We start from the raw sequence: 13491 nt of genomic DNA, 5'->3' as shown, positions 1-13491 counted from the left end.
CCCTCACACCGTGTCAGGCGCTGAACTCGGAGACATCATGTTCACCATCGGAGACTTCGCCCGGCACGGCCGCGTATCGGTCCGGATGCTGCGTCACTACGACGCGACCGGCCTGCTGCGCCCGGCCCACGTCGACCCTGCCACCGGCTACCGCCACTACACGGCCGCCCAGCTGGCCCGTCTCAACCGCGTCATCGCGCTCAAGGACCTCGGCTTCACCCTTCAGCAGGTCCAGGACATCCTGGACGAGAAGGTCACCACTGAGGAACTGCGCGGGATGCTGCGGCTGCGGAGGGCCGAGCTGGAGGTCACGATGGCCGCCGCTGCGGCGCGGCTGGTCCAGGTCGAGGCGAGGCTCCGGTCGATCGAGAGTGAGGGGCACATGCCCACGAACGACGTCGTCATCAAGACCGTCCCGGCCATCCGGGTGGCGGAGCTGACCGCGACCGCCGCGAGCTACGAGCCGGAGCACATCAGCCCGGTCATCGGGCCGCTCTACGACGAGCTGTTCCGGCGCCTGGACGCGGCGGGCGTCACGCCCGCGGGGCCCGGCGTCGCCTATTACGAGGACGTCCCGGAGGGCGACGGCAGGATCAGCGTCCACGCCGCCGTCCAGGTCGAGGCCCCCCTCCAGGACGGCGCCTTCCGCGTGCTCGACCTGCCGCCCATCGACCACGCTGCGACGATCGTGCACCGCGGCTCGATGGACACGGTGCTGCCCACGGTCCACGCCCTGGCCCGCTGGATCGACGGCAACGGACACCGGTCGACCGGATACGCCCGGGAGATAAACCTCGAGTGCCCCGACAACCGGGACGACTGGGTGACCGAACTGCAGGTGCCGGTGGCCTGACACCCGGGAGCGTCGGCTCCGCCCGAGGCCCGCACGGTCCGGGCGGTCAGCCGGCGTCCGGCGCGTCGATGATCTTGCCGTCCTTGTCGAGGGTGTGGGTGCGCCAGTACACGTCCCACTTGTCGTCGACCTGCTTCGGCACCTTGCCCTCGGGGTATCGCGTGTAGTCCTTCGGAGGCTGCTTGTCGTCCGAGACGCATGCGGACCCGGTTCCTCCGACCGTCATGACGGGGTACTCACCCTTGCTGCAGATGTCCTCCTCGTACGCGAAGGAGCATCCGGTGAGTGCCACGGTTGCCGCCGCGCCCGCGAGCGCGGCAGCAGCTGCTGCACGGACCCTGCCGCGCCGGGAGGCGGTGGCGGGCCGGCTGATTCTGCGGGACATGGGCACGGCGGTCTCCTGTCGTTTCGGTGTGCGCACCACTCTCGCCGACATCGACCGCCGCGCCTTGAGTACGCGTACTCAGAAGCGCACCCGTCCCCCATCTCAACACGCCGCATTCCACACCCGCTTGACGGCCCGGACGACTCCCGGCGGCGGTCCGGCCCCGGTGTCGGGCCGAGGATCGCGGGCGTCGCCCCCGGGGCCCGCCGCGGCCGAGGCGGGCCGGAGACAGGATGCGCCCCGCCGGGTGCTGGTGACCGGCCGGTAGAGTGAGCGCGTCGTCATCACACCCGTACGGGGGGAAGCCGGTGCAAATCCGGCACTGACCCGCAACCGTGAGCCGCCGTCGCAGGCGGTGAGTCGGAATGCCCCGTACACAGGTGTGACCGGCTCGCGCCACCGGCAGCCCGCCGGTGGCCGGCACCGTCGAGGAATACGGAGCCGGAGCCCTGGTGCCTGAGTGCGCCCGTGCCCGGCTCCCCAGTGGAGAGGCACCGCCCGTCATGACCGTTCGCCGCAGCGCAGCCGCGCTCGCCGCATCCGCCGTGCTCTGCGTGGCCGCCGGCCCCGCTGCCGTCGCGGCGCCGAGCCCGACGCCGGCGCCCGCGATCCCCTCCGGCCTGTACGGGACGGGCGACCCGACCTACGACGGCGTCTGGCGGCAGTCGCTCGCCCTGCTCGCGCAGGACATCATGGGCGTGAAGCCCGCGGCCAAGGCGGTCGACTGGCTGACCGGGCAGCAGTGCGACGGCGGGGCCTTCCCCTCGCACCGCGCGGACGCGGCCAAGCCCTGCGACGTCAAGCTGCCCCTGGACTCCAACGCCACCGCCGCCGCGGTGCAGGCGCTCGCCGCGCTCGGCGGGCAGGACGCCGCCGTGAAGAAGTCGGTGGGCTGGCTCAAGTCCGTACAGAACGCGGACGGCGGCTGGAGCTACAACCCGGGCGGGGCCAGCGACGCGAACTCCACGTCGATCGTGATCGGCGCGCTCGCCGCGGCGGGCGAGAAGCCGGACGCCGTGAAGTCGAAGGGCGGCAGGACGCCGTACGACGCGCTGCTGACGTTCGCGCAGCCGTGCGGCGGGAAGAACGGCGGGGCGTTCGTCTACCAGCCGAAGCAGCCGGGGATCGTCGCGGACTCGACCTCGGCGGCCGTGCTCGGCGCGCGCGGCAAGGGATTCGTCGCCACCCCGGGCGCGAAGGACGCGAAGGGGACGGTCTGCGAGAAGTCGACGACGGTCGAGGGCGCGGCGCACAACGGCGCGACGTACCTGGCAGCCGCCCTCGCCAAGACCGGCCACCTCAACACGGCCCCGATGCCGGGCGCCGAGGACCCGACCGAGAAGCCGGACTTCGGGAACACGGCGGACGCCGTCGTGGCGCTCAGCGCACAGGGCCTCGGCGACCAGGCGAAGAAGCCGCTGGCGTGGCTGGAGCAGAACTCCGCGGCGTGGGCGAAGGGCGCGGGTCCCGCGGCGTACGCCCAGCTGATCTTCGCGGCCCACGCGGCCGGTACGGACCCGAAGAGCTTCGGGGGTACGGACCTGGTGGCGGGCCTGAACGCGACGGGCCCCGCGCCTGAGAAGGCCGCGGCGGCCGAGAAGTCGGAGAAGTCCGAGAAGAAGGACTCCGACTCGGGCATAGGGGTGTGGTGGATCGTCGGCGTCTTCTTCATCGCGAGCGTCGGCGCCGGTTTCCTGATCAGCGGTCGCCGGAAGAGTCAGCAGCGCTGATGCGCACGCGACTTCTCGCCCTGGTCCTCGCGCTCGGCGCCGCGCTGACGGTGCTGGGAGCGGGGCCGGCGCAGGCGGCCGGGTACCGCTACTGGTCGTTCTGGCAGAGCAGTGGCGACACCTGGACGTATGCCACGGAGGGCCCGGCGACGGCTCGGCCCGAGGACGGGGCCGTGAACGGCTTCCGCTTCTCGGTGAGCCAGGACAGCGCGGACTCGGCGCAGCCGCGCAGGGCGCCCGACTTCAAGGCGATCTGCGCCGGTACGCCCGCGAAGGCGGACGCCAAGCGGATCGCCCTGGTCATCGACTCCGGCACTCCGGCGGACGCCCCGTCGGGCGAGACGCCGCCCGCGCTGCGGGTGGCGTGTGCGCAGGTGCCGAAGGACGCGACGAGCGCGGAGGCACTGGCGTCGGTGGCGAAGCCGCTGCGCTACAACAGCGAGGCGCTGTTGTGCGCGATCTCCGGCTACCCGAAGTCGGGCTGCGGCGAACAGGTCGCGGCGTCCGAGCCGACGCCGTCCGCCTCACGGAAGCCTTCGGCGGGCGGCGGGGACGGTGGCGGCCCGTCGGTCGGCATCATCGCGGGCATCGCGGCGGTGGCGGCGCTGGGGGCGGCGGCGGTGTGGCAGTCCCGTCGCCGCAGGCGATGACGACGGCAGGCGCGAACGCGGTGCCTGAACCAGGGAGCTCCGGCGGGGCCGCGCACACGCCGTCCCCGTGGGGAGGGCCCGTGCAGGGTCGTCCCCACGTTTCCAGCGTCCGTGGTGAGCGTGGGCCAGGGGGCGTTGGCCCGGAGGGGGCCCGGAACCCGCACGACACGAACCCCCGCACCGCGGACGCCAAACCCCGCCGCCCCCGCCGGCTGAGGCTCGCGCCCGAGGCCAGTCGTAGTAACGCCCTGCACGCCGGGGCCTGGTGGCTCTGGGCCCTCGGGCTGGCCGTCGCCGCCTCGCGGACCACCAATCCGCTGCTCCTCGGGCTCATCGTCGGCGTCGCCGGATACGTCGTCGCCGCGCGCCGTACCGACGCGCCCTGGGCCCGGTCCTACGGCGCCTTCGTCAAGCTCGGCCTTGTCGTCATCGCCATCCGCGTCCTGTTCTCCGTCGTCCTCGGATCGCCCATCCCCGGTACGCACACCCTCCTCACCCTCCCCGAAGTCCCCCTCCCCGACTGGGCGAAGGGCATCCGCGTCGGCGGCCGGGTCTCGGCCGAGCAGCTGGTCTTCGCGCTGTACGACGGCGCGAAGCTCGCCACCCTCCTCATCTGCGTCGGCGCGGCCAACGCCCTCGCCAACCCCGCGCGTCTCCTCAAGTCCCTTCCGGGCGCGCTGTACGAGGCCGGGGTCGCCGTCGTCGTGGCCATGACCTTCGCGCCGAACATGGTCGCCGACGTGGTGCGCCTGCGTACCGCCCGCCGGCTGCGCGGACGGCCCACCGGCGGCATCAAGGCGCTCGTCCAGATCGGACTGCCCGTCCTGGAGGGCGCGCTGGAGCGTTCCGTCGCCGTCGCCGCGTCGATGGACGCGCGCGGATACGGGCGTACCGCCCAGGTGCCGCCCGCCGTACGGCACACCACCACTGCCCTCACCCTCGGCGGACTCCTCGGCGTCTGTGTCGGTTCGTACGGGTTGCTCGACCCGACGAGCCTCGCCTACGGGGTGCCTCTGCTGGTCACGGGGCTCGCGGCGGCGGCGGGCGGCCTCTGGCTCGGCGGCCGCCGCTCCGTACGCACCCGCTACCGCCCCGACCGCTGGGGGCCGAGGGCCTGGCTGGTCGCGGGCTCCGGCGCGGCGGTCGCGACCCTGATGATCCGGGCGAGCGTGTACGCCCCCGAGGCCCTGCACCCCGGCGTCGTACCGCTGACCGCGCCCACGCTTCCCCTCTGGCCCGCGGCGAGCATCCTCATCGGGCTGCTGCCCGCATTCGTCGCCCCCGTCCCCGCGCAGCCTTCGCAGGAGAAACCGTGATCCGCTTCGAAGACGTGTCGGTGACCTACGGCGACGCGGACGCACCCGCGATCCGCGGCGTCGATCTGACCGTCCCCGAGGGCGAGTTGGTGCTGCTCGTCGGCCCGTCCGGCGTCGGCAAGTCGACCCTGCTCAACGCCGTGTCCGGGCTCGTCCCCCATTTCACCGGCGGTACCCTCCGCGGGCGCGTCACCGTCGGCGGCCGCGACACCAGCACCCATATGCCCCGCGAACTCGCCGACCTCGTCGGCACGGTGGGCCAGGACCCGCTCGCCCACTTCGTCACCGACACGGTCGAGGACGAGCTGGCTTACGGAATGGAGTCGCTCGGCCTCGCCCCGGACGTGATGCGCCGCCGCGTCGAAGAGACGCTGGACCTCCTCGGCCTGGCCGAGCTGCGCGACCGGCCGATCGCGACACTGTCCGGCGGCCAGCAGCAGCGGGTCGCGATCGGCTCGGTGCTGACCCCGCACCCCGCGGTGCTGGTCCTCGACGAGCCGACGTCGGCGCTGGACCCGGCGGCTGCGGAAGAGGTGCTGGCGGTGCTGCAGCGGCTCGTCCACGACCTCGGCACGACGGTGCTGATGGCCGAGCACCGACTCGAGCGGGTGGTGCAGTACGCGGACCAGGTCATCCTGCTGCCCGCGCCGGGGGCTGCTCCGGTCATGGGCGCCCCGGCGGACATCATGGCGGTTTCGCCGGTGCGGCCGCCGGTGGTGGCGCTGGGTCGCCTGGCGGGGTGGGATCCGCTGCCGCTGTCGGTACGGGACGCGAGGCGCAGCGCCGGTGAGTTGCGGGAGCGCCTGGCGGGGCTTTCCCCCACCCCGCCCTCCCCCAGACTTCGTCCGGGGGGACCCCCAACCTCCCCAGTCCTCAATCGCCGGACGGGCTGGTCTTCCCGGCGAACCGGCGGGAAAACAGCCCCGCCGGCGTTTGAGGCGCGGGGTCTGGGGCGGAGCCCCAGCAACGGCTCGCTCGCCCGGGCCACCGCCCTCACCGTCCGCCGTGACCGCGTCGAAGCTCTCCGTGACATCGGCCTCACGGTCGAGCCCGGTGAGGCGATCGCCCTCATGGGACGCAACGGCGCCGGGAAGTCCACCCTCCTCGCCGCCCTCGTCGGCATGATCGAGCCCACCTCAGGCACCGTCCTGGTCGGCGGACGGACGCCCCACCGCACCCACCCGCGCGAGATGGTCCGCCGGGTCGGTCTCGTACCGCAGGAGCCGCGCGATCTGCTGTACGCGGACACCGTGGGGGCCGAGTGCGCGGCTGCCGACACCGACGCGGGCGCAGCGCCCGGCACCTGCCGTGACCTGGTCGGCGAGCTGCTTCCCGGCCTGGCGGACGCCACGCACCCCCGCGATCTGTCCGAGGGGCAACGCCTCGCGCTCGCTCTCGCCGTCGTGCTGACCGGCAGGCCCCCGCTGCTGCTGCTCGACGAGCCGACCCGTGGCCTGGACTACGCCGCGAAAGCGCGACTGGTCGCCGTGCTGAAGGGCCTCGCAGCCGAGGGCCACGCCATCGTCCTGGCCACCCACGACGTGGAACTGGCCGCCGAGCTCGCGCACCGCGTGGTCATCCTGGCCGACGGCGAGATCGTCGCGGACGGCCCGACCGCCGAGGTCGTGGTGTCGTCCCCCGCCTTCGCGCCGCAGGTCGCCAAGATCCTGGCTCCTCAGCCGTGGCTGACCGTCGCCCAGGTCGAGGAGGCCCTGTGAGCGCCCGCGCGATCAGGCTCGGCCCGCGTTCCGTCGCCGCCCTGGCCCTGATCAGCGGTATCGGTGTGATCGCCTTCGGCTGGCCGCTGCTCGCCGACGCCGATTCCGGGCTGGCCCACTCCGCCGACGCCCCCTGGCTCTTCGCCGCGCTGCTGCCGCTGCTCGTCGCCGTCGTCGTGGCGACGATCGCCGACACCGGCATGGACGCCAAGGCGGTGGCGATGCTCGGCGTGCTGGCGGCGGTCGGCGCGGCGCTGCGGCCCCTCGGCGCGGGCACGGCGGGCCTGGAGCCCATGTTCTTCCTGATGGTGCTGAGCGGCCGGGTCCTCGGTCCGGGCTTCGGCTTCGTCCTGGGCTCGGTCACGATGTTCGCGTCCGCCCTGCTCACGGGCGGTGTGGGCCCCTGGATGCCGTTCCAGATGCTGGCGATGGGCTGGTTCACGATGGGCGCCGGGCTTCTGCCGGGCCCGGACCGGCTGCGAGGGCGGGCCGAGCCGGCGATGCTCGGCGTCTACGGCGCGGTCGCGGCGTTCGCGTACGGCACGGTGATGAACCTGCAGGGCTGGACGTACATCGGCGGCCTGTCCTCCGGGGTCTCCTTCCATCCCGGCGATCCGGTCCACGAGAACCTGGTCCGCTTCCTCGCCTACTGCGCTGCGACCTCCTTCGGCTGGGACCTGGGCCGCGCCGCGCTCACCGTCGTCCTGACCCTCACGATCGGCTCCACCGTCCTCAAGGCGCTGCGCCGGGCCACGCGACGCGCCAACTTCGAGGCGCAGGTCACATTCGAGGCCCCCGGAAGGGTCCCTCCGGGGTGAGCCGCCCCACACGGCCCGGGTGCCGTACTAGGCGGTATAGGAGCCTTCCGGCACTCCGGACAAACCGCCTCATTGCGGTGGCGACCTGCGCGAACACCGCCCGTCAAGCCCCCCGGGCATTTCGCCCCGGGTGCGACCTCCACTAGTAACAGCGGTCGTTGCGAGGGGCTGTTCCGCTCGCTAGAACTGTTCAGGTCGCAAGGCGCCAACGGGCTCGCCACAGAGCCGCGGCGCCACTCGGGCGGCCGGAATCCCTCGTACGTACGGGAGTCCGGCATGCCCGCACGACCGCCCTGTTCCCGACGTTAGGTCCGCCTGTGTCCCGCTCGATCATCCGCCGCATCGCCAACCGTCCGAAGACCGCTCTGGTCGGCTCCGCGCTCGTACTGAGCTCCGCCGCCATGGTGCTGGGCGCGAACCCGGCCTCGGCCGCAGCCGCTCCCTCGCAGACGGGGTCGGCGAAGGCGATCGCCCAGCAGATGATCAAGGACGACGCGCAGTTCGACTGCTTCAGCAACATCGTGTCGCACGAGAGCGGCTGGGACGCCGGCGCTTCCAACCCGTCCTCCGGTGCGTACGGCCTGGTCCAGGCTCTGCCCGGCAGCAAGATGGCCTCCGCCGGCGCGGACTGGAAGACCAACCCCAAGACGCAGATCAAGTGGGGTCTGGACTACATGAACGACCGCTACGGCAGCCCGTGTGGCGCGTGGTCCGCGTGGCAGTCCCAGGGCTGGTACTGAGCCACCCTCCCCCGGGGCTCCGCCCCGGACCCCGGTCCTCAAGCGCCGGAGAGGCTGGATATGCGGCCCCGCCGCACATCCAGCCCGTCCGGCGCTTGAGGACATGCGGCCGAAGGTCGCATACAGGGGTCTGGGGGCCCGCCCCCAGCACGTGATCTACAGGCGCTGGATGATCGTGCCGGTCGCCAGCGCACCCCCCGCGCACATCGTCACCAGCGCGAACTCCTTGTCCCTGCGCTCCAGTTCATGCAGCGCCGTCGTGATCAGCCGCGCTCCGGTCGCCCCCACGGGGTGCCCGATCGCGATCCCGCCGCCGTTGACGTTGACCTTCTCCAGGTCCTGCTCGAAGACCTGCGCCCAGCTCAGCACCACTGACGCGAAAGCCTCGTTGACCTCCACCAGGTCGATGTCCCTGAGCGACATCCCCGCCTTGCCGAGCACCGCCCGCGTCGCGTCGATCGGCCCGTCCAGGTGGTAGTGCGGGTTCGCGCCGACCAGCGCCTGGGCGACGATCCGCGCGCGCGGCTTCAGCTTCAGCGCCCGTGCCATCCGCTTCGACGCCCACATGATCGCCGCCGCGCCGTCCGAGATCTGTGAGGAGTTGCCCGCCGTGTGCACGGCGGTCGGCATGACCGGCTTCAGCCGGGCCAGCGCCTCCATGCTGGTGTCCCGCAGTCCCTCGTCGCGGTCGACGAGGCGCCACATGCCCTGCCCGGCGGCCTGTTCCTCCTCCGTCGTCGGCACCTGCACCGCGAACGTCTCCCGCTTGAAGCGCTCCTCGGACCAGGCGACGGCCGCCCGCTCCTGTGACAACAGCCCCAGGGAGTCGACCCGTTCGCGCGTGAGTCCGCGATGGCGCGCGATGCGTTCGGCGGCCTCGAACTGGTTGGGCAGGTCGACGTTCCACTCGTCGGGGAAGGGCTTTCCGGGCCCGTGCTTGGACCCGCTGCCCAGCGGCACCCGCGACATCGCCTCGACGCCGCAGCTGATGCCGACGTCGATGACACCCGCCGCGATCATGTTGGCGACCATGTGGCCGGCCTGCTGCGAGGATCCGCACTGGCAGTCCACGGTCGTCGCCGCGGTTTCGTACGGAAGCCCCATCGCCAGCCAGGCGTTGCGCGTGGGGTTCATGGACTGTTCGCCGGCGTGGGTGACGGTGCCGCCCACCACTTGCTCGACGCAGTCGGCGTGGATGCCGGTGCGGCCGAGGAGTTCACGGTAGGTCTCGCCCAGAAGGTAGGCGGGATGGAGGTTGGCGAGCGCGCCCCCGCGCTTGCCGATCGGAGTGCGTACTGCTTCGACGATGACGGGTTCCGCGGCCATGAGCTCGTCCTCTCCTCACACAGCCGCTGGGCGTCCCGGCGCCTCGCAGCTGGAACTAGTACGCGTTCTAGTTCTCAGTGCAGTCTGATGAGAGTTACCCCCGGTACGCAAGACTCTTGCACGCCTCCGCTGCGAGCGCCGAAGGCAACAGAAGCCGCCATGACCCTTGCCACTTGTAGAACTCGTTACTACCTTTCGGTCAACTTCTGATGGGTCGTCAGACAAATCCGTGTCACTGACACCGCCGCCGGACCTGGAGTTGACCTTGAAGCTGCCGAAGGACTGCCCCCATCTGCCCGAAGGGTTCGACTTCACCGATCCCGATCTGCTCCAAGCCCGCATCCCCTACCCGGAGTTCGCCGAGATGCGGCAGACCTCCCCGGTCTGGTGGTGCGCGCAGCCCGCCGGCATCTCCGGCTTCCAGGACGAGGGCTACTGGGTCGTTACCCGGCACGCCGACGTCAAGCACGTCTCCACACATCCCGAACTGTTCTCCTCCAACACCAACACGGCCGTCATCCGCTTCAACGAGTCCATCAGCCGCGACCAGATCGAGGTCCAGAAGCTGATCATGCTCAACATGGACCCGCCGGAGCACACCCGCGTACGCCAGATCGTCCAGCGCGGCTTCACTCCGCGGGCGGTCCGCTCCCTGGAACAGGCCCTGCGCAGTCGTGCCCGCGCCATCGTCGAGACCGCGCTGGCGGGTGCGAAGGACGGCGGCAGCTTCGACTTCGTCACCAACATCGCCGTCGAACTCCCGCTCCAGGCGATCGCCGAGCTCATCGGCGTACCGCAGGAGGACCGCACCAAGATCTTCGACTGGTCCAACAAGATGGCGGCCTACGACGATCCCGAGTACGCGATCACCGAGGAGATCGGCGCCGAGGCGGCGATGGAGATCGTCTCGTACTCGATGAACCTCGCCGCCGCCCGCAAGGAGTGCCCGGCCAAGGACATCGTCAGCCAGCTGGTCGCCGCGGAGAACGAAGGCAACCTCTCCAACGACGAGTTCGGCTTCTTCGTGATCCTGCTGGCGGTGGCGGGCAACGAGACGACGCGCAACGCCATCAGCCACGGCATGCACGCCTTCCTCACCCACCCCGGGCAGTGGGAGCTCTACAAGCGCGAGCGCCCGGAGACCGCCGCCGAGGAGATCGTGCGCTGGGCAACGCCCGTGGTCTCCTTCCAGCGCACCGCCACACAGGATCTCGAACTGGGCGGCCGGCGGATCAAGAAGGGCGACCGGGTCGGACTCTTCTACTCGTCGGCCAACAACGACCCCGAAGTCTTCGACGCGCCGGAGGAGTTCGACATCACCCGCGACCCGAACCCGCACCTCGGGTTCGGCGGCGGAGGCCCGCACTTCTGCCTCGGCAAGTCCCTCGCCGTCATGGAGATCAACCTGATCTTCAACGCGATAGCGGACGTTCTGCCCGACCTCCGCCTGGCGGGCGACCCCCGCCGACTGCGCTCGGCCTGGCTCAACGGCATCAAGGAGCTCCAGGTCAGCCACGGCTGACGAGCCGAGCCGTGGGAGGCAGGGGCTCCGATCCCACGCCCCGCCCCTGCCTCCCGCCGGAACACACGACCTGCGTCCCCGAGTGGCGGAACCGGCGCCGCGGGCGGATCCTGGCAGAACGCGACGATCCACCCCAGGGGGTACGGGACTTCCCGTAGCCCCTGGGGCCGCGCGTGTTCGCGTACTGCTTCGGTGCGGCGGCTGTTCGCGTACTACTTCGGTGCGGCCGCGACGGGCGTTTCCGCCTGCGCGGCGGCGTCCGCCCTCGCGTGCGGCAGCGCGCCTCCCGGCAGCCTCAGCTGCCGCCGCCCGGCCAGCAGATACGTCAGGCCGAAGCCCGCGCCGACGACCGCGGCGCCGCCCGCCGCGTCCAGAACCCAGTGGTTCGCCGTGGCGACGATCGCGCAGACCGTGAACAGCGGGTGGAGCAGGCCGAGCAGCTTCATCCACAGCTTGGGCGCGAGGACGAGGATGACGAGCCCGCACCACAGGGACCAGCCGAAGTGCAGCGAGGGCATGGCCGCGTACTGGTTGGTGACCGCGGTCATCGCTCCGTAGTCCGGGTTGGCGAGGTCCTGCGGGCCGTGGACCGTGTCGATGAAGTCCATGCCGGGCATCAGGCGCGGCGGGGCCAGCGGGTAGAACCAGAAGCCGACCAGCGCGAGGAGCGTGGCGAAGGCGAGTGAGGCGCGCGCCCAGCGGTAGTCGGCGGGGCGGCGGGCGTACAGGACGCCGAGGATGGTCAGCGGCACCACGAAGTGGAAGGACGTGTAGTAGAAGTCGAAGAAGGACTCGGCCCACTTCGCCTTCACCACCGCGTGGTTGATCCAGTGCTCGACGTCGATGCCGAGCGCCTGCTCGATGTCGACGATCTGGCGGCCGTGCTCCTCGGCCGCGGCGACACCGCCGGTCGCGGCGGCGCGGATGTGCGAGTAGGCGGAGTAGCCGACCCGGATCACCAGGAGTTCGAGCAGCAGGTTGGGGCGGCTGATCACGCGCCGCCAGTAGGGCAGCAGCGGCACCCGGCTCCAGCGGGCGGGGGCTGGGATCGCGTACCGGGTCGGTACGGGCCTGCGGAAGTACGGCGAGGTGCGCGGCAGGAAGGGCACGGCGCAGGCCGCGGCGAGGGCCGCCGCCAGCAGGACGTTGTCGCGCAGGGGATGGAGCACGGGCATGTTGGGCAGCAGCATCGTCCCGGGCAGGGTCATCGCCAGGATGATCAGGACCGGCCACAGCATGCGGTCGGACGCGCGCTTGCCGACGCGGCCGACGACGGCGAGCAGCACCCACAGGAGCTGGTGCTGCCAGGCGGTGGGCGAGACGGCGACGGCCACGCAGCCCGTCAGGGCGACGGCGAGAAGCAACTGGCCGTCCTCGGCGTAGCGGACGGCGCGGCGCAGGCCGACGAAGGAGACGGCGACGGCGAGCGCGAGGTAGACGGAGATTTCGAGGGGGCCCTCCAGGCCGAAGCGGAGGAGGGCTCCGTGGAGGGACTGGTTGGCGAGGCTGTCCGGGCTGGCGCCGAGCCCCGCGCCCGCGACGTGGTGGACCCAGTACGTCCAGGAGTCGCTGGGCAGCGTGGCCCAGGCGAGCCCCGAGCACAGCGCGAAGGTGCCGGCCGAGGTGACGGCGGCGCGTCTGCGTCCGGTGAACCAGAAGAGCGGCGCGAAGAGCAGGACGGTGGGCTGCAGGGCCGCGCCGACACCGATCAGTACGCCGGAGGATCTCTCGCCGCGGGCGGCGAAGCAGCCGAGCAGCACCAGCAGGACCGGGATGATGCTGGTCTGCCCGAGGTAGAAGCTGTTGCGCACGGGCAGCGACAGCATCAGCAGGCTGATGGCGATGGGCGCCGCGAGCACGGTACTGCGGCGCGACACGGGGCCCGGCAGGGCGCGGGCCACGACCAGGCCGATGCCGACGACGAGCAGGAGCGTGCCGAAGGTCCAGGCGACGCCGAGGCTCTGCTCGGCGGAGTGCGCGAGTGGTTTGAGCACCAGCCCGGCGAAGGGCGTACCGGTGAACTTGTCCGCGTCGTAGAGCGAGCCCTTCAGATGCAGGACACCGTTCTCGCCGATCCAGGTCTCCAGGTCGGTGAGCCGCTCACCCGGCGGCTGCCGGAGCACCGCTGCCGTCTGCCGTATCGCGAGTACGGCGGCTACGAGCCACAGTGCGACCCTGGCCGCACCCATCCTCGAGTCCGTCGTCGCACTCCCGTGCATACTGTGCTCCGCGTTCGCCACGTCGCGCCGAGCCTCCCCTGCGTTTTGTAGGCCGTCCCGGATTTGCGGTCCATAGAGGGTCGCACTGCCCCATGAGGGAGACTCAGGCAACCCCCTCTTCGCCTGAGTGTCACTCCGTTTTGACTGATTATCTCGCTGAACGGCACCGGAACCATGTGGTCCGCGGGCTCGTCACAGGAGGCATGCGGGGGAA

11 protein-coding genes and 1 riboswitch are annotated in these 13491 nt (G+C 71.6%); of the genes, 8 read left to right on the top strand and 3 right to left on the bottom strand.

Annotated features, from left to right (window positions below; translation table 11 throughout):
- Positions 1–37: 37 nt before the first annotated feature.
- Positions 38–853 (top strand): MerR family transcriptional regulator, encoded by an 816-nt coding sequence (locus OHA61_RS27790; protein WP_406305320.1) that lies wholly within the window; start codon positions 38–40, stop codon positions 851–853.
- Between the two features lie 46 nt (positions 854–899).
- On the opposite strand, the gene OHA61_RS27785 is transcribed toward OHA61_RS27790, so the two are convergent.
- On the bottom strand, positions 900–1238 hold the full coding sequence (locus OHA61_RS27785; protein WP_406305319.1) for an SCO0607 family lipoprotein: 339 nt from the start codon (positions 1236–1238) through the stop codon (positions 900–902).
- 298 nt (positions 1239–1536) lie between these two features.
- A riboswitch (cobalamin riboswitch) is annotated at positions 1537–1609 on the top strand.
- A gap of 132 nt (positions 1610–1741) precedes the next feature.
- On the opposite strand from OHA61_RS27785, the gene OHA61_RS27780 reads away from it, so the two are divergent.
- From OHA61_RS27780 to OHA61_RS27755, 6 genes are all read left to right on the top strand, one after another.
- Positions 1742–2968 carry a prenyltransferase/squalene oxidase repeat-containing protein gene (locus OHA61_RS27780; RefSeq protein ID WP_406305318.1) on the top strand — a complete coding sequence of 409 codons (1227 nt, stop codon included), beginning with the start codon at positions 1742–1744 and terminating at the stop codon, positions 2966–2968.
- Entirely contained in the window at positions 2968–3618 is a 651-nt protein-coding gene (locus OHA61_RS27775; RefSeq protein WP_406305317.1) for an SCO2322 family protein, read from the top strand. Before OHA61_RS27780 ends, OHA61_RS27775 begins: the two co-directional genes overlap by 1 nt.
- Positions 3615–4934, top strand: a complete 1320-nt coding sequence (locus tag OHA61_RS27770) for an energy-coupling factor transporter transmembrane component T (protein WP_406307485.1) — start codon at positions 3615–3617, stop codon at positions 4932–4934. The genes OHA61_RS27775 and OHA61_RS27770 overlap by 4 nt, the downstream gene beginning before the upstream one ends.
- A complete protein-coding gene (locus tag OHA61_RS27765; RefSeq protein ID WP_406305316.1) occupies positions 4931–6652 on the top strand; it encodes an ABC transporter ATP-binding protein in 1722 nt (573 codons plus the stop codon). The genes OHA61_RS27770 and OHA61_RS27765 overlap by 4 nt, the downstream gene beginning before the upstream one ends.
- Positions 6616–7470 (top strand): ECF transporter S component, encoded by an 855-nt coding sequence (locus OHA61_RS27760; protein ID WP_406305315.1) that lies wholly within the window; start codon positions 6616–6618, stop codon positions 7468–7470. Before OHA61_RS27765 ends, OHA61_RS27760 begins: the two co-directional genes overlap by 37 nt.
- A 317-nt stretch (positions 7471–7787) precedes the next feature.
- Positions 7788–8210, top strand: a complete 423-nt coding sequence (locus tag OHA61_RS27755) for a transglycosylase SLT domain-containing protein (RefSeq protein ID WP_406305314.1) — start codon at positions 7788–7790, stop codon at positions 8208–8210.
- Between the two features lie 156 nt (positions 8211–8366).
- Here the strand turns inward: OHA61_RS27755 and OHA61_RS27750 are convergent, their stop codons facing one another.
- Positions 8367–9536 carry a steroid 3-ketoacyl-CoA thiolase gene (locus OHA61_RS27750; RefSeq protein WP_389372490.1) on the bottom strand — a complete coding sequence of 390 codons (1170 nt, stop codon included), beginning with the start codon at positions 9534–9536 and terminating at the stop codon, positions 8367–8369.
- Between the two features lie 265 nt (positions 9537–9801).
- Between OHA61_RS27750 and OHA61_RS27745 the strand changes: the two genes are divergently transcribed.
- On the top strand, positions 9802–11058 hold the full coding sequence (locus OHA61_RS27745) for a cytochrome P450 (protein WP_361904313.1): 1257 nt from the start codon (positions 9802–9804) through the stop codon (positions 11056–11058).
- A gap of 212 nt (positions 11059–11270) precedes the next feature.
- Here the strand turns inward: OHA61_RS27745 and OHA61_RS27740 are convergent, their stop codons facing one another.
- A complete protein-coding gene (locus tag OHA61_RS27740; protein WP_406305313.1) occupies positions 11271–13298 on the bottom strand; it encodes a bifunctional glycosyltransferase 87/phosphatase PAP2 family protein in 2028 nt (675 codons plus the stop codon).
- Positions 13299–13491: the final 193 nt, after the last annotated feature.

This window comes from Streptomyces sp. NBC_00885, assembly GCF_045207475.1.
Lineage (GTDB): Bacteria > Actinomycetota > Actinomycetes > Streptomycetales > Streptomycetaceae > Streptomyces.
Note: the sequence above shows the minus strand (reverse complement) of the source record. Positions and strands in the feature narration are given on the sequence as shown.

Excerpts from the sequence above, each read along its gene's own strand:
- OHA61_RS27790 (WP_406305320.1), top strand. The coding sequence starts at position 38 with ATGTTCACCATCGGAGACTTCGCCCGGCACGGCCGCGTATCGGTCCGG.
- OHA61_RS27785 (WP_406305319.1), bottom strand. The coding sequence starts at position 1,238 with ATGTCCCGCAGAATCAGCCGGCCCGCCACCGCCTCCCGGCGCGGCAGG.
- OHA61_RS27750 (WP_389372490.1), bottom strand. The coding sequence starts at position 9,536 with ATGGCCGCGGAACCCGTCATCGTCGAAGCAGTACGCACTCCGATCGGC.
- OHA61_RS27770 (WP_406307485.1), top strand. The coding sequence starts at position 3,615 with ATGACGACGGCAGGCGCGAACGCGGTGCCTGAACCAGGGAGCTCCGGC.
- OHA61_RS27780 (WP_406305318.1), top strand. The coding sequence starts at position 1,742 with ATGACCGTTCGCCGCAGCGCAGCCGCGCTCGCCGCATCCGCCGTGCTC.
- OHA61_RS27775 (WP_406305317.1), top strand. The coding sequence starts at position 2,968 with ATGCGCACGCGACTTCTCGCCCTGGTCCTCGCGCTCGGCGCCGCGCTG.